The 23964-nt window shown below is 68.7% G+C and carries 14 protein-coding genes; 9 read left to right on the forward strand and 5 right to left on the reverse strand.

The window, feature by feature from the left end:
• The first annotated feature begins 243 nt into the window (after positions 1–243).
• The 8 genes from ABZ664_RS04650 to ABZ664_RS04685 all read left to right on the forward strand — a co-directional run bounded on the left by ABZ664_RS04650 (position 244) and on the right by ABZ664_RS04685 (position 7259).
• A complete protein-coding gene (locus ABZ664_RS04650; protein WP_362502963.1) occupies positions 244–825 on the forward strand; it encodes a hypothetical protein in 582 nt (193 codons plus the stop codon).
• A gap of 111 nt (positions 826–936) precedes the next feature.
• Positions 937–1887, forward strand: a complete 951-nt coding sequence (locus ABZ664_RS04655; RefSeq protein WP_362502966.1) for a DUF389 domain-containing protein — start codon at positions 937–939, stop codon at positions 1885–1887.
• Positions 1888–1971: 84 nt separating this feature from the next.
• Positions 1972–2877, forward strand: coding sequence for an ABC transporter ATP-binding protein (locus ABZ664_RS04660; RefSeq protein ID WP_362502969.1), 906 nt, complete (start codon positions 1972–1974; stop codon positions 2875–2877).
• Positions 2870–3760 carry an ABC transporter permease gene (locus ABZ664_RS04665; protein WP_362502972.1) on the forward strand — a complete coding sequence of 297 codons (891 nt, stop codon included), beginning with the start codon at positions 2870–2872 and terminating at the stop codon, positions 3758–3760. Before ABZ664_RS04660 ends, ABZ664_RS04665 begins: the two co-directional genes overlap by 8 nt.
• The gene (locus tag ABZ664_RS04670) at positions 3757–4671 is read left to right on the forward strand and encodes an ABC transporter ATP-binding protein (RefSeq protein ID WP_362502975.1); all 915 of its coding nucleotides are present in this window, start codon (positions 3757–3759) and stop codon (positions 4669–4671) included. The genes ABZ664_RS04665 and ABZ664_RS04670 overlap by 4 nt, the downstream gene beginning before the upstream one ends.
• Positions 4672–4673: 2 nt before the next feature.
• A complete protein-coding gene (locus ABZ664_RS04675) occupies positions 4674–5390 on the forward strand; it encodes an ABC transporter permease subunit (RefSeq protein ID WP_362502978.1) in 717 nt (238 codons plus the stop codon).
• A 46-nt stretch (positions 5391–5436) separates the two neighbouring features.
• Positions 5437–6789, forward strand: coding sequence for an ATP-binding protein (locus tag ABZ664_RS04680; protein WP_362502981.1), 1353 nt, complete (start codon positions 5437–5439; stop codon positions 6787–6789).
• 14 nt (positions 6790–6803) lie between these two features.
• Positions 6804–7259 (forward strand): hypothetical protein, encoded by a 456-nt coding sequence (locus ABZ664_RS04685; RefSeq protein ID WP_362502984.1) that lies wholly within the window; start codon positions 6804–6806, stop codon positions 7257–7259.
• Between the two features lie 40 nt (positions 7260–7299).
• Here the strand turns inward: ABZ664_RS04685 and ABZ664_RS04690 are convergent, their stop codons facing one another.
• The 5 genes from ABZ664_RS04690 to rplM all read right to left on the reverse strand — a co-directional run bounded on the left by ABZ664_RS04690 (position 7300) and on the right by rplM (position 22625).
• A complete protein-coding gene (locus tag ABZ664_RS04690; RefSeq protein ID WP_362502987.1) occupies positions 7300–7998 on the reverse strand; it encodes a hypothetical protein in 699 nt (232 codons plus the stop codon).
• A 67-nt stretch (positions 7999–8065) separates the two neighbouring features.
• Positions 8066–19768 carry a fibronectin type III domain-containing protein gene (locus ABZ664_RS04695; protein WP_362502990.1) on the reverse strand — a complete coding sequence of 3901 codons (11703 nt, stop codon included), beginning with the start codon at positions 19766–19768 and terminating at the stop codon, positions 8066–8068.
• Positions 19769–20230: 462 nt separating this feature from the next.
• On the reverse strand, positions 20231–21586 hold the full coding sequence (gene glmM / locus ABZ664_RS04700) for a phosphoglucosamine mutase (protein WP_362502993.1): 1356 nt from the start codon (positions 21584–21586) through the stop codon (positions 20231–20233).
• A 3-nt stretch (positions 21587–21589) separates the two neighbouring features.
• Positions 21590–22111 carry a 30S ribosomal protein S9 gene (rpsI, locus tag ABZ664_RS04705; protein WP_350943295.1) on the reverse strand — a complete coding sequence of 174 codons (522 nt, stop codon included), beginning with the start codon at positions 22109–22111 and terminating at the stop codon, positions 21590–21592.
• A gap of 70 nt (positions 22112–22181) precedes the next feature.
• Positions 22182–22625, reverse strand: a complete 444-nt coding sequence (rplM, locus tag ABZ664_RS04710) for a 50S ribosomal protein L13 (RefSeq protein ID WP_344746717.1) — start codon at positions 22623–22625, stop codon at positions 22182–22184.
• Positions 22626–23183: 558 nt separating this feature from the next.
• Between rplM and ABZ664_RS04715 the strand changes: the two genes are divergently transcribed.
• Positions 23184–23930: a CAP domain-containing protein gene (locus ABZ664_RS04715; RefSeq protein WP_362502998.1), complete on the forward strand. Its 747-nt coding sequence runs from the start codon at positions 23184–23186 to the stop codon at positions 23928–23930.
• Positions 23931–23964 lie beyond the last annotated feature (34 nt).

A 23964-nucleotide genomic window follows, 5' to 3' on the forward strand; every position in this document is an offset into this window, starting at 1 on the left:
GAACGCACGTCCACCCCTTCCCCGAAACCGGAAGACGAGATGCGATCAGTAACCGCCCGAATACAGATTCGCACGTCAGAGCCATGATCATGACACAGCGGACCTTCGGCGTGACACCCCGTTACCTTTCCGGCCCTCATTTCGGCCACTCACCCATCGAAGGCAAAAAACTTCCCCGCCTGCGGTTATGCATGCCGTAACAGCACCAAGCCCCGGCCAGAAGAGTAGATTAGTATCTAATATGTGAGTATCTCATCTCATGGTCCGCTGAAGCTGAGCGTCGGCGCGAGCACCGGCATGAAGATCGGTGCCATACTTCTCACCGTCCCCTTCGTCGGCTTCCCACTGTTCGCGATCTCGAATATCGAGCGGGCCGTCGGATTCTCCCTCGACGACCCCTCTCTGATCCTGATGCTGCCCTTCGCCGTGGTCATGGTGGTTTTCCTCATCGTCCTCCTCGGCATCCTCCGCTTTCGTGCGGAGATGGAAGGAGGCGTCGTGGAGGTCCACGGCGCGTTCACGACGCGCAGGGTGGATCTCGCGCGGGCCCGCGTCTGGCTGGACTCCTTCCCCGAGTGCTCAAGGGCCCGTGACCTGACCGGCCACCGGCTCCCCTACCTGTACCTGTACGCCCAGGAGCAGGGCGGCCGCAAAATCCTGCTGCGGCTGCGCGCGGCGCACGCCCTCCTGCCGCCGTACCAACTGAAGGCCCTCGCGGACGCCATCGAGTCGGACCACCGGACCGGCCAGGACGCCGAGCGGGCCTCCCGCACTGCCGACCTGCTCCGGCGCCTGAGCGCCGACCCCGCCCTCAAGGTTCCCTGACGGGCTCCGCGCCCACACCGGCCCGGGCAGTCGGAAACCTGGAAAGAGGCGGACAACGACCGTACGGCTTCTGGCTTCAGCGTGCCGGGATCCAGGTCCTAGGGTTGGCCCGTGCTGCATCTACGTGTGATCACTCCCGCGGAGCTGACGGACAAGGTGCTGAAGGTGCTCGACGAGTGCGTCGGCGTCCTCAACATCGTCCTGTTCCCCGGTGTCGCGCGCTCCCCCGCCGGGGACCTCGTCCAGTTCGACATCGCCCGTGAGGCCGCCAACCAGGTGATCGAGCGGCTCCAGGAGCTCGGCCTCCACACGAAGGGTTCGATCGCGGCCGAGCAGATCGACCTGTCGATCTCACAGGCGGCCGAGCGCGCCCAGGAGGAGGCACCCGGCGACAGCGACGACGCCGTGGTCTGGGCGGAGTTCGCCCAGCGGGTCGACGAGGACACCCGGCTCACCTGGGCCTTCCTCGCGTTCCTCACGATCGCCACGCTGCTCGCGGCGATCGGCGTGATCGTCAACTCACCGATCCTCATCATCGGCGCGATGGTGCTGGGACCCGAGTTCGGCGCGATCGCGGCCATCTGCTTCGGCCTGCTCCGTACCGACGGGAACCTCATCGGCCGCGCGGCCAGGACCCTCGTCCTGGGGTTCGCCGTCGCCATCACGATCACCTTCGTCTGTGCGCTGGCCGCGCGAGGGCTCGGCTGGATCGGCGTGGGCACCCTCGCGACCGGGCACGAGGAGATCGAGTTCATCGTGAAGCCCGACAGGTGGTCGTTCATCGTCGCGCTGCTCGCGGGGGCCGCCGGGGTGCTCTCGGTCACCGCGGGCAAGTCCTCGGCCCTGGTCGGCGTCTTCATCTCGGTCACCACGGTCCCCGCCGCCGGATACTTCGCGGTCGCCGCCGCGCTCGCCCGCTGGGGCGACATGGCCGCCTCCGCCGTCCAGCTCGGGGTGAACGTCGCGGGTATGGTCATCTCCGGTGTGGTGACGCTGCTCGTCCAGAGGGCCTACTGGTCCCGGTTCGGCATGCGGCTGCCGGCGCGCCCGGGTGGGAGATAACAGCTGAGAATTGGCCTTTCGGACGAGGGGAGACTCCTTCGCATGACGGAGGTGCGCACCTGCGGCGACGGATAGTGTCCGAGCATGACTATCCTCGCCACCGAGGGACTAACCAGACGTTTCCCCCGGGTGACGGCGCTCGACCAGCTCACCGTCACCGTCGGCTCCGGTGTGACCGGCCTGGTCGGCGCCAACGGCGCGGGCAAGTCCACGCTGATCAAGATCCTCCTCGGCCTCCTCGAACCCAGCGCGGGCAGTGCCCAGGTGCTGGGCATGGACGTGACGACCAAGGGCGCGGAGATCCGCCGGATCGTGGGCTACATGCCCGAGCACGACTGCCTGCCACCCGACCTGTCCGCCACCGAGTTCACCGTGCACATGGCCCAGATGTCCGGCCTGCCGCGCACCGCGGCCCGCGAGCGCGCCGCCGACGTCCTGCGCCACGTCGGGCTGTACGAGGAGCGCTACCGGGCGATGGGCGGCTACTCCACCGGCATGAAGCAGCGCGTCAAGCTCGCCCAGGCCCTGGTGCACGACCCGCGCCTGGTCCTGCTCGACGAGCCCACCAACGGCCTCGACCCCCGGGGCCGCGACGAGATGCTCGCGCTCATCCGCAGGATCGGCTCGGAGTTCGGCATCAGCGTGCTCGTCACCTCCCACCTGCTGGGCGAACTGGAGCGGGTCTGCGACCACGTCATCGTGATCGACGGCGGCAAGCTGCTGCGCTCCTCCTCCATCGGGGACTTCACCCAGATCACCCAGACGGTGACCGTCGAGGTCGAGGAGGGCCAGGACGCGCTGGCGGCCCGCCTCACCGAACTGGGCGAGACCGTCACCCCGCACGGCAGGATGCTGCTCGTCCACGTCCGCGCGCCGGAGACCTTCGACGCGCTCCGCGACGCCGTCTGCGACCTCGACCTCTGCCTCGTACGCGTGGAGCAGGGCCGCCAGCGCATCGAGGACGTCTTCAGGGAGCCCGTCAATGTCTGAGTCCGTCTCCGAACCCACGGGTGTCATCCACGACATCGGATACCGCCACTACGAGGGGGCTCGGCTCGGCCGCGGCCAGGCCGCCGTCGCGCTCACCGTGCACAGCCTGCGCGGGATCTTCGGGCTCGGGCGCACCGCCCGCTCGAAGATCATCCCATTCGTGCTCCTGGGCGTGATGCTCCTGCCCGCGGTCGTCTCCATCGCGGCCATGGCGCTGATCAAGCAGGAGGGGATGCGCTACAGCGAGTACGCCATCGTCATGCAGGCCGTGCTCGCGATCTTCCTCGCCTCGCAGTCGCCGTACACCGTCGCGCCCGACCTGCGCTTCCGGGTGCTGCCGCTCTATCTGTCGCGCCCGGTGACGATCTGGGACTACGTCGGCGCGAAGCTCGCGGCGATGACGGCCGCGATGTTCCTGCTGCTCGCGGTGCCGCTCACCGTGCTCTACATCGGCGAGGTGGTCATCGACCTGCCCGGCGACACGCACACCTTCGAATACCTCACCGCCATGGTCGGCGCGCTCGGCTACGCGCTGCTGCTCGCCTGCCTCGGCGTGGCCATCGCCTCGTTCACCCCCAGGCGCGGCCTGGGCGTGGCCTCCGTCATCGCCTTCTACCTGCTCGCCTCCGCCGTGTCGACCGTGCTGTTCGCGACGCTGGAGTCGATGGGCAACGACGGGGCCGCCGCGTGGGCCTGGCTGATCAACCCCTTCTTCCTGGTGGACGCCGCCATCCACGTCGGAATCTTCGGGGCGGAGCCCAGCGCGGGCGTCATCTACCCCGAGAGCGGTGGAACCCTGGTCGCGGGAGCGATCATGATCGCACTCATCGCCCTGTCCCTCACGGCCCTGATCGCGCGCTACCGTAAGGCGGCCTCCCGATGAAGATCGAACTGGCCCAGGTGTCCCGGTGGTACGGCAACGTGGTCGCCGTCAACGACATCACCATGACCGTCGGCCCCGGCGTCACCGGACTGCTCGGCCCGAACGGCGCGGGCAAGTCCACGCTGCTCCACATGATGGCCGGTTTCCTGCCCCCCTCGGGCGGCACCGTCACCCTCGACGGCGACCGCATCTGGCGCAACCACCAGATCTACCGCTCCATCGGCCTGGTCCCCGAGCGCGAGGCCGTCTACGGCTTCCTCACCGGCTGGCAGTTCGTGCTGTCCAGCGCCAGGCTGCACCGTCTGCCCAATCCGGACGACGCGGCGCGCAAGGCCCTCGCCCTGGTGGAGATGGAGAGCGCCAAGGACCGCAGGATCGAGACGTACTCCAAGGGCATGCGCCAGCGCGTCAAGGTGGCCGCGGCCCTCGTCCACGACCCGCAGGTCCTGCTGCTCGACGAGCCGTTCAACGGCATGGACCCGCGCCAGCGCCTGCACCTGATGGACCTGGTCCGCTCCATGGGCACCGCGGGCAAGACCATCCTGTTCAGCTCGCACATCCTGGAGGAGGTGGAGCGGGTCGCCCAGCACATCGAGGTCCTCGTCGCCGGACGCCACGCCGCCTCAGGGGACTTCCGCGAGATCCGCCGCCGGATGACCGACCGCCCCCACCTGTTCAAGGTCCGCTCCAGCGACGACCGCCGCCTCGCGTCCGCACTGATCGCCGACGCCTCCTCGGGCTCCGTCTCGCTGACCGAGACGGGCCTGGAGGTGCACGCCGTCGACTTCCGGCGCTTCACCTGGCTGCTGCCCAGGGTCGCCAGGGACGCGAACGTCCGGATCATGCAGGTCTCCCCCGCCGACGAAGACCTGGAGAGCGTCTTCTCCTACCTGATCAACAGGAGCAGCTGACCATGAACGGTGTCATCGCCGGAATCTCCTACCGGGCGCTCCTCGGCCGCCGCCGGATCTGGCTGCTGATCATGCTGCCCGTCGTGCTGATCTCCATGGCCGCGCTGATGAGGTTCATCGGCGCCGCCGACGAGCGGACCGCCGTCGCGCTCATGCAGACCTTCGCCATCGGCACCATGCTGCCGCTGCTCGGCCTCATCGCGGGAACCGGGGTGATCGCTCCCGAGATCGACGACGGCACGATCATCCACCTGCTGTCCAAGCCGATCTCCCGCTCGGTGATCGCCCAGACCAAGTTCGTGGTCGCCGCCTCGATGCTCGCGCTGTTCGCCGCCGTACCGACCTTCGTCGCGGCCTACATCCTCGTCAACCTCGAATCCGGCATCGCGTACGGCTTCGCGCTCGGCTCTCTCGTCGGCGGGATCGCGTACGCGGCGGTGTTCATGCTGCTGGGCGTGCTGACCAGGCACGCGGTCACGATCGGCATCGTCTACGCGCTCGTCTGGGAGGGCGTGGTCGGCAACTTCGTCCCCGGCGCCCGCAGGTTCTCCATCCAGCAGTGGGCCCAGACGATCGCCGACCAGATCTCCTCCTCCGCGTTCTTCTCCACCGAGATCACCCTCGGCTTCGCCGTACCGGCCCTGATCGTCGTCACCATCGGCGCGGTCGTCTGGGCGGGCATCCGCCTGCGGAGCTTCTCCCTCACCGGCGACGAGTGACCGCGTGCGCGCCCTCTGTCGTGGAGGGCGCGTGTACGGTTTCCCTATGAAGTCCCGCCTGGTGGCACTACGCCTCACCGAGTTCAAGACCTTCCGTGACGCGTTACTTCCTCTTGGCGAGACGACCACGCTCATCGGCCGCAACAGCAGCGGGAAGTCCAATGCCCTGGACGGGCTTGAAGTCCTCTCCCGGCTGGCCTCGGGAGCGGATCTCGTCGACGCGCTGGACAGCAGGCGAGGCGACGAGGGCCCCCTTCGCGGGGGCATAGAAGGGTGCCCTCCCCATGGGGCGGACCGATTTCAGCTGGGGTGCAGCATCCTGGCTCCTGACCGGCTCGGCAAAGGGTATTTCTACGTCAACCTTGATGTTGGAATCCAACTCCATCCGGAACCGGAGATCATCGGTGAGACTCTCACCGGCTTCTCAGGTAAAAACCGTTCGACGCGGAACCCATTGGGCCGAGTAGAGCACGACCTCCTCAGAACAACGGACCCGAATCCGGGAACCGGCAGCATCGAGGCCACCTGGTACAACGGCCGCCGGGGGCGAGACCCCAAGGCGCCGTTCCGCTCCACCCGACTCCTCACGAGCCAGCTTCCCTTCCGGCTCGCGGGCGAGACGGAGGCCGAGCAGCGTGTCATCACCGCTGCTGAGGACATACTGGAGACGCTTCGCGGGGTCTTCCATCTTGATCCCGTTCCCCACCTCATGCGGCAGTACGTTCCCAGTCGTGACATCCGGCTGCGCCGAACCGCGGAGAATCTCCCTGCGGTGATCAACCATATGAGGGAATACGACCCCCAGCGTTTCCGACAGCTTGTCACCCGTGTGCAAAGCCTCGTCGAGTACGAGATAACCGGGATTGAGATCATTCGTTCGCAGCTCAATGACGTGATGCTGGCCCTCAGGGAGGAGGAGGCCATCACACCGGCCAGAGAGATGAGCGACGGCCTGCTGAGATTCGCGGCCATCGCCACCAGCCTGCTCCGACAGGGGCAAGACCTTGACCTCGACGGACGCGGGGCGGCGGACGACAACAGGTCTCCCACCCTGGTCATCGAGGAGTTGGAGAACGGCCTACATCCCTCCCAGGCCACTCAGATCCTCGATCTCGTCAGGCAGGCCACCGAAGACCAAGCGTCCCAGGTGATCTTCACGACCCACAGCCCCGCCCTGCTCTCGGCACTGCGGGCGGAAGAGCACCAACATGTCGTCGTCTGCTCTCGTGACCCTGCCACGGGACTCTCCCACCTCAGAAAACTCCCGGAGATGGAGGGATATCCCGGCCTGATGGCCCAGGGCGACCTCGGTACGGTCGTCACCTCCGGCCTGCTGGAGCATGCCCCCGTCCCGGATCGCGACTTCACCGAGTTCGACCGGCTGATGGGAATCGGCTAACGATGGCACGGAGAGTGGAGTTCGTCGATACCTCTGTACTCTGCAACCTTCTCGACATCCCCGGAAAAAACCAGGATCACCAGCCGGTCATTGACCAGTTGAAGAAGAAAAGGCAGGAGTGCGATCTCATCCTGCCCATCACAGCGGTCATCGAGACCGGCAACCACATCGCGCAACTCGCCGACGGCCGGCTCCGCAGGCAGCATGCCGACAAGCTGAGCGATCTTCTCAAACTCGTCATCAGCGGCCGGGCACCATGGGTGCTACACACCGTCGAGTGGGGAGAGGACTTCCTGCGATCGCTTCTCGCGGGAGCGGGAACCGGGACACCATTCTCCGATCATGTAATGTCCAAACTCGGACTGGGAGACCTCTGCATCCTGACCGAGCGGGAGCTCTACCGCACGAGGGTCGTCAATGTGGAGGTCGGCATCTGGAGCCTGGACGCGCAGCTTCGGTCACACTCCTGAGCAACGGAGCACGGCCCCCCGTACTCCGTTGCTCTGATCGTTACGAGGACGGCTCCCGCAGGTGGCGGCCGCGCCTGGAGCGGCGGAGGAGCAGTAGCCCGGCCAGTACCAGGACCGACAGCGCGGCAGCGGCGCCCATGCCCACGTACCCCAGGCGACTCGACACGGGGTGAGCCGCCACGTGTGCGGCCTCGGCCGCCGCCGCGCCGGCCGGCAACCGGTCGGAGTGGGTGGCGCAGACGATCGGCTTGTCGCTTCCCTCGGTGCTCGCACAGGCGATGCTGGCCAGGCGCAGGAGGTCCTCCGGCGTGGCCCCCACCTCCGCGACGGTGTGGAAGGTGGCCTCCTTGCCGGGCGGCACGTCGACGCTCCAGCGGACCTGCCCCTTCGAGGCCGAGCCCTGGCCGTCCGCCGAGACGAACCTGAGGCCGGTCGGCAGGGTCTGGGTGAGGTCGAGCTCGCGTACCCGGGCCGCGCCGGTGTTACGGACCTTGACGGTATAGGTGAGCCGGTCCCCCTCCTCGGCGGTGGTCCGGCCGTTGTCGATGCTGATGCTCAGGCTGGGTACGCCTCCGGCCGCCTTCCCGCCCCTGCTCTCGGGACCCTCGGGGTGCGGTTTGAGTACGGACGCGGCCGATGACGGTGCGGCGAGGGCGACGACCATGGCCACGCCGAGCCCGCAGATGGCCGCGGCGCGCCGTGGGCCGCTGGAAGGACGGGTCATCACGATCGATGCCATGGCTTTCTCCTTCACATTGCTCGTGTACGAGGTGAGTGGTGTGCGATGCCTCGGTGACGGCACGGTGTCATTGGGCCGTCGCGACGTAGGTGAGCGTCCCCGAATAGCTACCGATCGGCACGAAGGGGATGTCCCCCTCGAAATCATTGCCGATGGCGTCTCCGTTGGGAGCGGACGGACCCGGCTGGCTGTGGACGAGTACCGGGTTGGTGGTCGAAAGGGGCTGGAAGGCCGACGACGTACCGCTCTCGCGCACGCGCAGGTTCCCGATCGGGATGGTGGCGTCGTTGCCCGGCTGGTCGGAGGTGAGCTCGGTGGACGCCGCCTGAACGGTGACGGTGTAGCCGTCGAAGCTGTTCGTGATGACCGTCATGGTCACGGCCTCGTTGCGGCGAACCGTCGAATCCGGTTTGCCGGCCAGGGTGAAGTCGCTGGTCAGGTCGACGAGAGTGATGCTGGTGGGGGTCACGGTGGTCTGGACGGAACAGCCGGGGTCTGTGCCTCCGACGGGGCAGGTGCTGCCGACCGTCGCCGAGGTGACCCGGTTGTCGAGGATCGCGTTGCCGGTGCCCTCCTGGGTGACGAGCACGCTGAAGGTGACGACCGCGCTCGCCGCCACCGGCAGGCCGCCGGTCCAGCCGAGGACACCGTCGGTGTAGGTGACGGTGCCGACGGTGGCCGTCGCGTCGTTGTTGTAGGTGGCGTCGTCGAGAACCCCGGCCAGCGTGTCGGTGAACGCGGCCTCGGCGTACGGAGCCTCACCGGTGTTCGTGGCCGTGATCGTGTACTGGACCGTGGCGTCCGCCACCACGGCACCGCTGTCGTTCGCGGTCTTGACGATGGTGAGGCCGGGAGTCAGGACGGCGACGGTCGTGGTGCAGCGTGGGTCGTCTCCCCCCTCGGGGCAGGTCGACCCGGCCGTGACGGAGCTGACGGTGCCGGTCAGGGTCTTGTCGCCCGGCGGAGGATAGATGGTGGTGACCGAGTAGGTGACCGTCGCGGTGTCGCCGATGTCGAGGGCGCCTCCCCAGCTGAGGGTGCCGTCGGCGTAGGTGACGGTGCCGACGGTCGCGGTCGCGTCGCCCGCGTAGACGGCGTCGTCGAGCACCCCGGCCAGCGGCTCGGTGAACGCGGCGCCGGAGTAGTCGGTCTCGCCGGTGTTGACCAGGGTCACCGTGTAGTTGACGACGTCCCCGGCGACGACGGTAGCGGTGTCGGCGGTCTGTGTGATCGTGAGCTGCGGTACCAGGACGCGCACGAGCGTCGTGCACGCCGGGGCGCTGCCGCCCACCGGGCAGGTGCTGCCCTGCGTGGTGGAGCTCACGCCGCTGGTCAAGGCCTTGTCGCCGGGGTCGGGATCCTTCACCGTGATGGAATAGGTGATCGTGGTGCTCGCGCCGGTCGCGAGGGATCCGACCCAGGTCAGGTTCGGCGCGGTGTAGTCGAAGACGCCGGTGGAGGCGCTCGCGTCGTTGTTGTAGACCGAGTCGGGGAAAACCCCGTTGAGCGCGGCGACCACGGAGGCGGCGGCGTAGTCCGTCTGCCCGGTGTTGGTGAGCGTGATCGTGTAGCCGACCGTGCTCCCGGGGGTCGTGGTCGCCGTGTCGGCGGTCATCGCGATGCTCAGCGCGGGGATCAGGATGGTGACGGTCACGCTGCAGGCCGGGTCCGTGCCGCCCACCGGGCAGGTGCTGCCGGTCGCGGACGAGAAGACGACGCTGGTCATGCTCGTGTCACCGGTGTTGGGGTCGTTCGCCTTCACCGTATAGGTGACGGTCGAGGTCGCCCCGACCGGCAGATCGCCGGTCCAGGTCAGGGTCTGCCCGGTGAGGCCGACCGTGCCGACGGTGGCGACCGCGTCGTCGTCGTAGGTCGCTTCGTCCAGCACCTCGGCGAGGGAGTTGGCGACGCTCGTGCCGACGTACGGGGTCTGACCGGTGTTGGCGATCGTGACGGTGAACCGGGTGACGCCGCCGGGAATCGTGGTCGCCCGGTCGGCGACGATGGATATGGCCAGTCCGGGGATGAGGACGGCCACCGACGAGGCGCAGTCCGGGGCGGTGCCACCCACCGGGCAGGTGCTGCCCGGTGCGGACGAGGTGACGGCGTTGGCGAGCAGCAGGTCACCGGTGTCCGGGTCTCCGACGGTGACCGAGTAGCCGATGGTCACCGTCATCCCGACCGCCAGGTCGCCGGTCCAGGTCAGGGTCTGCCCGGCGAAGCCCACCGTGCCGGTCGTGGCACTCGCGTCGTTGTTGTAGGCGGCGTCGTCCAGCACCTCCGCCAGCGGATCGGTGACGGTCACGCCGGTGTAGTCCGTCTGCCCGCTGTTGGTGGCGGTGATCGTGTAGCCGACCGTGCTCCCAGGGGTCGTGGTCACCGTGTTGGCCGTCTTGACGAGGGTCAGCGCCGGTACGAGCACGATGACGAGGGTCGTGCAGGCCGGGTTGGATCCGGTGGACGGGCAGGTGCTGCCCAGCGTGTCGGAGAAGGCACGGTTGACCATCAGCTTGTCACCGGGATCGGGGTTCAGCACGGTGACCGAGTAGGTGATCGTCGCGGTCGCGCCGACCGCGAGGTCACCGGTCCAGGTCAGGTTGGGGCTGGTGAAGGTGACGGCGCCACTCGTGGCGCTCGCGTCCGCGTTGTAGACGGAGTCGGGGAGCACCTTGGTGAGGTCGTCGGTCGCCGTCGCCCCGGTGTACGGCGTCTGGCCGGTGTTGGCGACCGTCATCATGTAGGTGACGGTCCCACCGGGGGTGACCGTCGTCCGGTCCGCGCTCTTGGAGACGGTCAGGACGGGAGTCAGCACGTTGACCGTCGAGGTGCAGGCCGGGTCGGCGCTCCCTACCGGGCAGTTGGTGCCAGAGGTCGCCGAGGTGATCACGGCGGTGAGGATCTTGTTCCCGGGATCCGGGTTCAGCACCGTCACCGAGAAGGTCCCGACGGCACTGGCACCGACCGCCAGGGGGAACGTCCAGGTTCCCTCGTCGCCGCCGGGGAAGCTGAAGCCGCCCGCCGAGACCGCCCCGTCGCCGTTGTAGGTCGCGTCGTCCAGCACCCCGGCCAGCAGGTCGTTCAGCACGACGCTGCTGTAAGGCGTCTGCCCGGTGTTCGTGACCGTGATCGTGTAGCTGACCACCTGGGTCGGGATCGCCGTGGTGACGTTCGCCACGTTCGTGATCGCGATCCTGGAGACCGGCACCTCGCTGAAGCACCGCGAATCGGTGCCTCCGGTCGGGCAGGTGCTGCCCGAGGTGGCAGAGGTGACGGCATTGGCCAGTATCTGGTCACCGGTGCCCGGGGTGTCGACCGTGACGCTGTAGGTGAGGGTGACCCCCTGCCCGGGGGCGAGGGCTCCGGTCCAGGTCAGGTTGGGACTGGTGAAGGCGACGGCTCCCCTCGTGGCGCTCGCGTCGGCGTTGTAGGTCGCGTCGTCCAGCACCCCGGCCAGCGCGTCGGTGAACGTCGCCGAGGCGAAGGGGACCTGCCCGGTGTTGGTGGCGGTGACCGTGTAGGTGACCGTCCCCCCGGGGGTGGTCGAGGTGACGCCGGGCGTCTTCACGATCGTCAGGATCGGTGTGAGGACGACGACCCCCACGTTGCAGGCCGGGCTTCCGCTGCCGGGCGGGCAGGTGCTGCCCATCTCGGTGGAGGCGACGTTGTTGCTCAGAAGCTTGTCACCGATGGGAGGGCTGTTGGCGGTGACGGAGTAGGTGACGGTCGCGGTCGTGCCGACCGCCAGATCACCGGTCCAGGTCAACACCCCGCCCGTGAGGCCGACCGTGCCGGTCGTCGCCGCCGCGTCGTCGTTGTACGTCGCCGCGTCCAGCACCCCGGTCAGCGTGTCGGTGACGACGGCACCGGTGTACGCGCTGTTCCCGCTGTTGGCGATCGTGATCGTGTAGGCCACCGAGCCGCCCGGGAGCACCGCGCTCCGGTCCGCGACCTTGGTGATCGTCAGCCCGGGGGTGAGCACGGTGACCGAGTTGGTACAGCCGGGTGCGGTCGTCACGGGGCAGCTGCTGCCCTGCGCCGAGGAGACCGAGGTGAGGGTGATCAGCTTGTTGCCGGTGTCAGGATTGTTGATCGTGATACTGCCGGTCACCGTGACGCTGCCGCCCACCGGAATGCTCCCGGTCCAGGTCAGCCCGTCGAGCCCCAGGGTCAGCGACCCGGAGGTAGCGCTCTGGTCCCCGTTGGGCACGCTGTCGTCGACGCCCTCTATCCCGTTGAACAGGACACTGATCCCGTTGTACGGCGTCTGCCCGGCATTGGTCATCACCGACGTGTAGTGCACCACCTCGCCCGGCAGATAGGTCGCCGCGTTGGACGTGGTCACGATGGTCAGCTTGGCCACGGTCACCGTGGCCGTGCAGCGCGGGTCGGTGCTCCCCGAGGCGCAGTTGCCGCCCGGTGAGGTCGAGACCAGTGTGTTGACGAGGGTCCCGTCGGACGAGGCCCGCACCGTCACCGAGTAGACGACGGTGGTCGACCCGCCGGCCGGGACGGTGCCGGTCCACGTCAGGTTAGGCGCGGTGTAGCCGACGGTGCCCGCGCCTGCCACGGCGTCGTTGTTGTAGGTCCCGTCGTCCAGGACGTCGGTCAGGTCGTCGGTGAACGTCGCGCCGACGTAGGGGGTCAGCCCGCTGTTGCTGATCGTGACGGTGTAGGTGACCGTCTCGCCCTGCGCGGCCGAGAGGGTGTTCGCGGCCTTGTCGAAGGTCAGCGTGGTGATCGCGGTGACCGCGACGGTGGTGCCACAGCGGGGGTCGGTCCCGCCGGACGGGCAGTTGTTCCCTGAGGTGGTGGAGGTGATCGTGTTCACGAGGCTCGCGTCACCGGTATCCGGGTTGTCGACGGTGACCGTATAGGTGATCGTCGCGCTCGCACCGGGCGCGAGATCCCCGGTCCAGGTCACGGCCTGGTCCGCGAACCCCACGGTGCCGCTCGTCGCGCTCGCGTCGGTGTTGTAGGCCGCGTCGTCCAGCACACCCGCCAGTGAGTCGGTGAACGTCGCCCCCGTGTAGGGGAGCTGCCCGGTGTTGGTGGCAACGACCGTGTAGGTGACCGTGCTTCCCGGAACCGCCGTCGTCGGAGTGGCGGTCTGGACGATGGTCAGCGCCGGGATGAGCACGATCACGTTGCTGGTGCACTGCGCGTTACCGCTCGCCGGGGCGCAGTTGCTGCCGGTGGTGGGCGAGGAGATCGTGCCGGCCAGGTTCCTGTCACCGGGGTCGGGGTTTCGCACGGTGACCGAGTAGGTGACCGTCGCACTCGCCCCGGCCGCCAGGTCACCGGTCCAGCTCAGGGTGGATCCGGCGACGGCGGCGGTGCCGCTCGTCGCGCTCGCGTCGCCGTTGTAGACCGCGTCGTCCAGTATTCCTGCCAGCGACTCGGTGAACGTCGCACCGGTGTAGGCCGTCTGCCCGGAGTTGGTGACGGTGACCGTGTAGCCGACGGCGCCCCCCTGGACCGTGGCGCTGGTGTCGGCGACATTGGTGATCGTCAGGCCGGGGACGAGCACGTCCATCAAAGAGGTGCAGCGGGGATCGGAGCCGCCGGACGGGCAGTTGTTGCCGGGAGCGGCCGAGACCAGAGTGCCAGTTATGATCTTGTTGCCCGTGTCGGGATTCTTCACGGTCAGGGTGCCGGTGACCGTGACGACGCCCCCGACGGGGATGTTGCCGGTCCAGGTGATCGCGGTGGAGCTGAGAATCAGCGTTCCCGAACTCGCGGTCTGGTCGCCGTTGGGAGTGGCGTCGTCGACGACGTCCGCGGTGAGACTGGCGATGCTGATCCCCGTGTAGGGGACATTCCCGGTGTTGGTGAACGTGGCGTTGAGGCGGATCGTCGAACCGGGGGTCGTGCTGCTCCCGACGAAACTCTGAGAGATGACCAGCCGCGCCACCGGTACCGAGACGGCGCATCGGGTGTCGGCGCTCCCCGTCGGGCAGTTGCTACCCGGCGCGGCGGAGACGGTGGTGTTCACGAGCAGGGCGTCCCCCGTGTCGGGGCTGTTCACGGTGACCGAGTAGGTGATCGTGGCGGTTACACCGACCGCCAGATCCCCTGTCCAGGTCAGGGTGGGGCTGGTGTACGACACGCTGCCGCTCGACGCCGTCGCGTCGGCGTTGTAGACCGCGTCGTCCAGCACCCCGCCCAGCGCGTCGGTGACGGTGGCCCCCGTGTAGGGCGTCTGCCCGGAGTTGGTGACGGTGACCGTGTAGCCGACGGTGGCCCCGGGGGTCGTCGTCGCGGCGTTCGCGGTCTTGACCACGGTCAGCGCCGGAACCAGGACAGCCACCGTCGAGGTGCACGCCGTGTTGGTGCCTCCCGCCGGGCAGGTGCTGCCCGGAGTGGACGACACCGCGACATTGGTCATCTGCCGGTCGCCGAGGTCGGGGTTGTCGACAGTGACCGAGTAGGTGATCGTGGCACTCCCCCCGGTCGCCAGATCACCTGTCCAGGTCAGGTTGGATCCGGCGAAGGCGACCGTTCCGGTCGTCGCGGCCGCGTCATCGTTGTAGACAGAGTCGTTGAGCACCTGGGCCAGCTGGTTGGTGACCTGGGCGCCGCTGTAGGGGGTCTGTCCGGTGTTGGTCACCGTCGTCGTGTAGGTGACCGTGCCCCCCGGCGCGACCGTCTGGGTGTCGGCGGTGTTCGTGATCGTCAGCGCCGGGACCAGGACGGTGACCAGGGTGAAGCAGCTGGGCGCTGTCGCCCCGATACTCGGGCAGGTGCTGCCGGGCGCGGCGGAGGTGAAGGAGGTTTGGAGGACCTTGTCGCCGGTGTCGGGGTCGTTCACGGTGACCGAACCGGTGATGGTGGCCGTCGCGCCGACCGCGATGTCCCCCGTCCACAGGAGTGAGCCGTCCGGGAGCACGTCGAGGCTGCCCGAACTGGCGATCAGGTTGCCGTTGTAGGTCACGTCGCCGAACAGGCCCTCGACGCCCAGCGTGGCGCTGATGCCCACGTAGGGGGTCTGCCCGGTGTTGGCCAGCGTGAACGTGTACGACACGACGCCGCCCGGGACCGTGGTGCTCGACGGGGTCGTGCTGGCCAACGTCAGCTGCGGGACGAGAACCGTCACGCTGCCGGCGCACCGGGCGTCGCCGCCGCCCGTGGGGCAGTTGTTACCGACGGTGGTCGAGGTGAGGGTATTGGTCAGCGTCTTGTTCCCGGTGTCGGGGTCGTTGACGGTGACCGAGTAGGTGATCGTGGCGCTCGCCTCGACCGCGAGGTTGCCGGTCCAGGTCAGCGTGGAGCCCGCGAAGCCGACCGAGCCGCTGGTCGCGGCGGCGTCCGCGTTATAGGTCGCGTCGTCCAGCACCCCGCCCAGCGCGTCGGCGAACGTCGCACCGGTGTAGGCGGTCTGCCCCGAGTTGGTGACCAGCACCGTGTAGTTCACGACCGAGCCGGGGGTCGTGGTCGCCGTGTCAGCCGTCTTGGCGATCGTCAGGCCGGGGATCAGGACCGTGATGACGCTGAAGCACCCGGGGCCCTGGTTGCCCACCTGGCAGTTGCTGCCCGGCGCGGTGGAGACGGCGGAGGTCCTCAGGACCCTGTCGCCGGTGTCGGGGTCGTTCACGGTGACCGAGCCGGTGACGGTGACGGTGGCGCCGACTGCCAGGTCGCCGGTCCAGGTGGCGGTGCCGTCCGGGTTGGTGACGACGGTTCCCGTCGTCGCTGAGATGTCGCCGTTGGGCGTCGCGTCGTCCAGGAGGTCCACCAGTGAGACGGTGATACTCGTCCCGGCATAAGGGGTCTGGCCCGTGTTGGAAGCGGTGAACGTGTAGTGCACGACCGAGCCGGGTGTGGTGCTGGCCACGTCCGCGCTGCTGCTGATCGTCAGTCCCGGGATCAGGACCGTAACGGTGGCGACGCACTGCGGGGCGGGGTTTCCCGGTGGGCAGGTGCTGCCCGGGGTGGCCGAGGAGATCGTGTTGGAGGCGGTCCGGTCCCCGGTGTCGGGGTTACGCACCGTGGCCGAGTAGGTGACGCTCGCGCTCGCGCCGGGCGCGAGGTTTCCGGTCCAGACCAGGTTGGGGGCGGTGTAGGACAGGGTGCCGGTCGTCGCGGTCGCGTCGGCGTTGTAGACGGCGTCGTCGAGCATCCCGGCCATCGCGTCGGTGAACGTCGCGCCGGTGTACGGGGTCCGGCCGTTGTTCGTCACCGTGACCGTGTAGCCGATGCTCCCCCCGGGAGTCGCCGTCGAGACGTTGGCGACCTTGACGATGGACAGCCCGGACACGGTCACGGTGACCGAGCATCGGGTGTCGACGCCGCCCGCCGGGCAGGTGCTGCCGACCGTCGACGAGGTCACCGCGTTGGCCATCACCTTGTTGCCGGTGTCGGGGTTTTTCACCGTGACCGAGTAACCGATGGTCACGGTCGCACCGGCCGCCACGTTGCCCGTCCAGGTCAGGGTCTGGCCCGCCACGGAGACCGAGCCGCCGCTCGCGGTCGCGTCACCGTTGTAGGTCGCGTCGTCGAGGACATCCGCCAGCGGGTCGTTCAGCGTCGCGCCGGTGAAGGCGGTGGTGCCGGTGTTGTTCACAGTGATCGTGTAGTTGAGCGTGGCGCCCGGGACCGCCGAGGAGGCGCTGGCCGTCTTCACGATGACCAGGGGTCCGGCCACGATCACCAGCGTCGCGGATCTGGTGTCGGCCAGGCCGTTCGCGTCGACCACCCGGAAGGTGACCGTGGAGCTGCCCGTAGCTGTCGGGGTGCCCGACAGCACGCCGGTGGAGGCGTTCAGCGTCAGCCCCGGCGGCAGGCTGCCCGCGCTCACCGACCACGTGTAGGGCGTGACCCCTCCGCTGACGGTGAGCGGGACGCTGTAGGCGACCCCGACCTGTCCGGGTGGCGGAGCGGCGAACGTGAACGTCGGCAGCGCCGCGATCGTCACGCTCACCGTCCTGGTGCTGCTCTGGTTGAGGGCGTCGACCACCTTGACGGAGAAGGAGAACACGCCTCCCAGCGTCGGGGTGCCCGACAGCACGCCGGTGGAGGTGTTCAGCGTCAGGCCCGGCGGCAGGCTGCCCGCCGTGATCGACCACACGTACGGCGCGGTGCCTCCGGTGACGGTCAGCGGGATGCTGTAGGGGATGCTCACCTCGCCGTTGGGCGGCGCCGGGAACGTCAGGACGGGCGCCGCCGCGATGATTAGGGTGACCGCCCGGGTGGTGCTCACGTTGCTCGCGTCCGTCACCATCGCGGTGAAGGAGTAGGTGCCCCCGAGAGTGGGGGTGCCCGACAGCACGCCGGTGGAGGCGTTCAAGGTCAGGCCCGGCGGCAGGGTGCCCGCGCTCACCGACCACACGTACGGCGTGGTGCCGCCGGTAACGGTCAGCGGGACGCTGTAGGCGACGTTCACCTCTCCGGCCGGTGGTGCGGCGAAGGTGAAGGCGGGCGCGACGTTGGGGACGACGGCCGAGGAGGGCAGGGACGGCGTACCGGGACCCGCCGCGTTCACGGCGGTGACGGTGAACGTGTACGAGGTCCCCGGCGTCAGGCCGGTGACGCTCTGGGTGGTCGCGGTGCCGGGGAAGGTCTGGGTGGGCTGCGCGACACCGGCGACGTAGGGCGTGACGACGTAGCTGGAGATGGTGCTGCCGTTGGCCGCCGGCGCGGTCCAGGTGAGGTTCGCCGAGGAGGTGCCCGCGGTGGCCGCGGTGATGGTGGGCCGGCCGGGGACGTCGTAGGGGACGACCGCGTTCGACGCCGGACTGGCCGGGCCGGTGCCGACGGCGTTCACCGCGGTGACGGTGAAGGTGTAGGTCGCCCCGGCGGTGAGCCCGGTCAGCGTCCTGGTGGTCGCCGACGCGTCGAAGGACACCGGGGTCTGGGCCACACCGTTGCGGGTCGGGGTCACGACGTAGCCGGTGATGGCTCTGCCGTTACTGGCCGGCGCCGTCCAGCTCACCGTCGCGCTGGTCGTCCCGGCCGTCGCGGTGGGCGCGGTGGGTGCCGCGGGGGCGGAGGTGTAGGTGTAGGCGGCGGACGCGGCGAGCCCCTGGGTGACGACGGTGACGTTCACCGCGGCGGCCGAGGACCTGGCGGGCATGGAGGGGATGGTCAGGGTGCCGTTGCCGTTGTTGACGAAGCAGCCGGTGGTGACCCCCGAAGGACACGGCAGCAGGACCACCGGAGTGCCCGCCTGCTGCTGGGCGGTGGTGCCGATCTCGATCGCGGTGGCGTTGGAGATGTTCGTCCCGCTCACGGTCACCGCTCCGCCACCGGCGATGGTGCCCGCGTTCGAGCTGAGGGTTATGCCGCCGGGCGTCGCCGGCAGCGTGCCGGCGGTCGCCGTCGCCAGGTAGGCGGGGTTGCCGTCGTTCGACGACGCGGTGACCACGGTCCCGCTCTGGATCTGCGCCGACGTGACGCCGGTCCCGGTGACGATGCCCACCACGGTGAGCGGCGGTAACGTCGCCCCGGCCGCGAACGGGGTGGCGAAGTTCGTACAGGTGATGGAGCGCGACGACGGCGCCGAGCAGACCCACCCCGTGCCGTACGCCCCCACGGGCACCGTCCCGGCGGGCAGGGTCTGGGTGATGGTGATCGCGCCGGTCTCCTGCAGGTTCGAGGTGACGCCCGCGACGACGCTGTAGGTCACCGGGTCGCCCGGCTGCGACGTCGTGGCGCTGTAGCTGGTCTGGGCGACGGTCAGCTGGGGAACGGGGCTGATCGTGTACACCGTAGCGTTGTCGATCTCGTGAAAGTCGGTCACGCTTCCGGTGGAACCCACCCAGCCGAACGCGAGCTGCTGGGGGACGTTGTTGGCGTTCAGCCACCCTGTCGGGTAGAGGCCCGCGGGGACCGCGGGGAGTGTGCCCGTCAGCGTCCTGGTCGCGCCCCCCACCAGGGTGACCAGCACCTTGTAGCTGTTGGCCGGGATGGACATGCCGGCGGCGGTGGTCAGGACGACGGAGGTGGGGTTGATGCCCACCTGGACGGGAACGGCCGTGCGGGTGTTCGCCCGCAGGGGAAGGGCCGGGGAGGACGTCGAGGTGGCCGTGCTGTTGATCGCGCAGTATCCGACGGTGTTGTTGCCCGGCCCGCGGATGACCACCTGCCCGGCGATCTTGGTGCTGCTGATGTAGGACGGGTTCGAGCAGCCGGTGCCCTGATAGGTGGTGGTGCTGTAATTGCCGAAGACGTCGAACCCGATGCCCATGTAGCCGTACGCCAGGCCGGGGAGTGCGTTGGTGCCGGAGTAGCCCAGGCCCCCGCCCAACTGACCGAGGTTGGCCGGTGACTGGGGGTTGGTCGGGCTGACCGCCGCCAGCACGAAGGCTATGCCGTCGGCGCTGCCCCCACCGTACTGGTAGGTGTTGAACGTCACGTCGAGCCCCTGCGAGGTGGGCCCGCTGACGGCGCCGAAGACGCCACCCGCCTTGTTCGTCGTCGCGTTCGTCAGGCGCAGCTTGCCGGCCCCCGGGCTGTCCGGGCTGTCGGTGCAGCTGAGCAGGGGCCCGGTAGTGGTGTTGCCCGAGGCGCTCAGGCAGGCCGAGTTCGTCGTGGCCGAGCCGGCCGGCATCGCCGGCAGCACCACGGCGCCGAGGCCGTCGGCCGTGTTGCCGTGGAAGGGCTCGTTGAACACGAGGGTGCCCGCCGCCAGAGCGTCCGCCGGGGCCGACACGACCGACGCGCCGGTCATGCTCAGAACGAGGAGCCCGGCGAGAGCCCGCCCGGCCCGTGACAGCCGGCCTGTGGCCGGGCGGACATGACGCGGCGTGGCGCGCGTACGTCTGGCGTCAGTCATCGCCGTCACCGCGCGCGAACGAGCCCGTCTCACTCACCTGGCAGCGGATAACCCCGGAGGCATCGTCGAAGGTCGGCATGTCACCCTCCGATTGATCATGATTCAGGCGACGCGGCGCCGTCCGGACACTTCTGGGAGCGAGGTACCCGATGACCTCACACGCGGCATCTGCCCAGCGAGCGATGTCTTCGGGAGAAAACCTTCCCTCAACCACTGAAAGTGTCTGATCAACAACACAGAGTGTCAATCAACGCGAAGTGTGGCGCGTTGCCGGACATTAATGTCGAATATCAACAAAAGGTGCAAGTTTAATAAAGAGTGCCAAAAAGGGTGCGCAAGGTGTTCGGATACCGGCGCTCATCCGGGACCTCCCGGGAAGGCCGGGCACACGGCGAAGGACACACGGCGGCAGGCACCCAAAAAGCACGGCCCGCACCGGAGCGCGGGCCGTGCTTCGATCGTTCAGACGCAGGCCGTACGGACGACCTCGGCCAGCCTGCCGGCCAGCTGCTCGGCCTGTTCCGCCGAGGCGGCCTCGACCATGACCCGGATCATCGGCTCGGTGCCACTCGGCCGGATCAGCACCCGGCCGGTCTCGCCCAGCTCCGACTCCGCGGCGCCGACCGCGGCGGCCAGCTCCGGAGCCGAGGCCTTGGACCGGTCGACGTCCTTCACGTTGACCAGGACCTGCGGCAGGCGGGTCATCACCGAGGCCAGCTCGGCGAGCGACTTCTTCTCCCGCGCCATCACCGCGAGCAGGTGCAGCGAGGTGAGCAGGCCGTCCCCGGTGGTGGCGTGGTCGAGCATCAGGACGTGGCCTGACTGCTCGCCGCCGAGGTTGTAGCCGCCCGCCCGCATGGCCTCCAGGACGTAGCGGTCGCCCACGGCGGTCTCCACGACGTCGATCCCCGCGCTCTTGAGCGCGAGCTTGAAGCCCAGGTTGGACATGACCGTGGCCACCACGGTGTCACCGACCAGCTTGCCCTCGGCGTGCATCGCCATGGCCAGCACCGCCATGATCTGATCACCGTCGACGACCTCGCCGGTATGCGAGACGGCGAGGCAGCGGTCCGCGTCGCCGTCGTAGGCGATGCCCACGTCCGCGTTGCGGGAGACCACGATCTGCTGGAGCCGATCCAGGTGGGTGGAGCCGACCCCCGCGTTGATGTTGAGACCGTCGGGGCGCGCCCCGATCGTCTCCACGGTGGCCCCGGCCCGCAGCAACGCCTCGGGAGCCACCATGTGGGCGGCGCCGTGGGCGCAGTCGAGGACCACGTTCAGGCCGTCGAGACGACCCTCCACGGTGGACAGCACATGGGACACGTAGCGGTCGGCCTCGCCGTACGCCTCGCGTACGCGGCCGACCGAGGCACCGACAGGACGCTCCCACTTCTCGCCGAGCCGCTGCTCGATCTCGTTCTCCACCGTGTCGGGCAGCTTGTAGCCGCCCCGGGTGAGGAACTTGATCCCGTTGTCGGGCGCGGGATTATGGGAGGCGGAGATCATCACGCCCATGTCGGCTCTGAGAGCCGTCGTCAGATAAGCGACCGCCGGGGTGGGCAGCACGCCGAGCCGGAGAACGTCCACGCCAGACGACGCGAGGCCGGCGACCACCGCGGCCTCCAGGAATTCTCCTGAAGCCCGGGGGTCCCGGCCCACGACGGCGACGGGACGGCCTCGCCGCCCGACGCTGGCGTTGAACGCCCCGGCATCGCCGAGGACATGAGCCGCGGCCACGGACAGGTCCATGGCGAGCTCGGCCGTGAGGTCGCGTCCGGCGACCCCACGTACCCCGTCGGTGCCAAAGAGGCGCCCCAACGCTTAACGCTTGCTGTACTGCGGAGCCTTGCGGGCCTTCTTGAGACCGTACTTCTTGCGCTCGGTGGCGCGGGCGTCACGGGTCAGGAAGCCGGCCTTCTTCAGCGGCGGGCGGTTGACCTCGACGTCCAGGGCGGTGAGCGCGCGGGAGAGACCCATGCGCAGGGCACCGGCCTGGCCGGTGACGCCACCGCCGTTGATGCGGGCGATGACGTCGAACTGGTCCTCGGCGCCGAGCACCACGAAGGGCTCGTTCACGATCTGCTGGTGGACCTTGTTCGGGAAGTAGTTCTCAAGCGTACGGCCGTTGATCGTCCACTTGCCGGTGCCCGGAACGATGCGCACGCGGGCCACGGACTCCTTGCGACGGCCGGTGCCGTACGAGTTGCCGGTGGTGATGGGCTTGCGGACGGCGGCGTCGCCGCTGGCAGTGGACTCGGAGGTGTACTCGGAGGGGAACTCCTCCGCGGAGTACGCTTCCTGAGCGCCCTCGACGGGCGTCTCGACACCGGTGGGCTCAGCCACGGTTCTCCTCTTAACTTTCCTACTCGGCGTCGGCCGTCGGCCAACGCTGCTGGCGACAAGCAGCTAGTGACTACTGGGCGATCTGGGTGAGCTCGAAAGACACCGGCTGCTGCGCCTGGTGCGGGTGCTCGGAACCGGCGTAGACCTTGAGCTTCTTGATCATCTTCCGGCCGAGGGCGTTCTTGGGAAGCATGCCCTTCACGGCCTTCTCGACGGCGCGGTCGGGACGCTTGTCCATGAGCTCGCCGTAGGTCATGGAGCGCAGACCGCCCGGGTAGCCCGAGTGGCGGTAGGCCTTCTTCTGCTCAAGCTTGTTACCGGTCAGCGCGACCTTGTCGGCGTTGATGACGATGACGAAGTCACCGGTGTCGACGTGGTTGGCGAAGGTCGGCTTGTGCTTACCGCGAAGCAGGATCGCGACGTGGCTGGCCAGCCGGCCAAGCACGATGTCGGTGGCGTCGATGATGTGCCACTGACGCTCGACTTCGGCAGGCTTGGGTGTGTACGTGCGCACGGTCGTATGCCTTCTTTGGTCGCGTCTTCGGCGCTGTCGGAAAGGACAGCAACATGGTCGGTAGGTGCGGGCACACGACAGCCCGGACCTTCCGTCTCCAGATAAAGAGGAGATGACGCCGGACGCGCCGCGTATCGGTCTGTGAGAGGAGACCAATTCGCACACAACGAACTAGCAGGATACCGGCGCGGAGGAGCGCATGCAAAACGGCATGACTCTCCGGCGGTTCCCCTGGCAGTGTACCCGCCACCGGACGGTGCCGGGAAACCGTCACACGCCGGGCGCCGAGATGATTTATCCCGACATACAGCGTTATATGCCGAATATCCGAGGCCGCTACGAGCGGGACGTAGACCCGGACGGCCACGGAAAGAGGGCGGTCACCGCGTCGGAAACCCTTCAGGAGCGGGCCTGGAACCGGGTGGCGCGGCGTTCTCCGAGAGAGGCGCCGAACGACGAGTCGGGGACGATCACGCCGGAACCTTCACAGAACGGTTCCAACATGTTCTCAGCATTCCCTTCTTCCTCACCGCAAACATCTCTATCTTTGATAGCGGTATGTGGCAGCTTCCTCACCCCGGGCATACCCAGCGAGCGCGCCTGCGCCGCATGGGGGTGTTCGTGTGCCTGCTCGCGGTTCTGCTCGTCGGTTTCATCATCGGCCGGGGCAGCCGCGACGAGAAGGCCGCCGACCAGATCTACCTGAACGACACCGGACCCGTACGCCCCACACCCAGCGGCGCACTCGCCGGCCAGGTCGAGCGAGCCCCGCTCTCCCGGGTCGCCCGCTCCACCCCCGCCCCCGAGGACCGGCGCCCGCGCCCCACCCCGAGCCCCGGCACGTCACTCGGCGATTCCGGCGGCTCCGGCGAGGACGGCCCCTCCCGTCTCCTCCTCAACGGCGACGGCGGCGCCACCTCCGCCCTCGGCGCGATGGAGCGCGAGGTCGTCCGGCTCATCAACATCGAGCGCAGGCGGGCCGGGTGCGTACCGCTGCGGATCGACAGGAGGCTCACCGTGTCGGCGAGGAGGCACTCGGCCGGGATGGCGGCAGCGGGCAGCCTCTCCCACAACTCCGCCGACGGCACCTCCCCCTGGGAACGGATGGAGGCGACCGGCTACCGCGACGGCGGCGCGGAGAACATCGGACGCGGCTACACCTCCCCCGACGACGCGGTGCGCAGTTGGATGGGGACGAGCGGCCATCGGCGCAACATCCTCAACTGCGAGCTCAGGGCCACCGGGGTCGGAGCCGTGCGAGGGTCCGACGGCCCCTGGTGGACCCAGGACTTCGGATACTCCTGAGCCAAGCGGCCCCGACGGCGGGCTACGCTCGGCG

The organism is Streptosporangium sp. NPDC006930 (assembly GCF_040635605.1).
Classification (GTDB): Bacteria; Actinomycetota; Actinomycetes; order Streptosporangiales; family Streptosporangiaceae; genus Streptosporangium.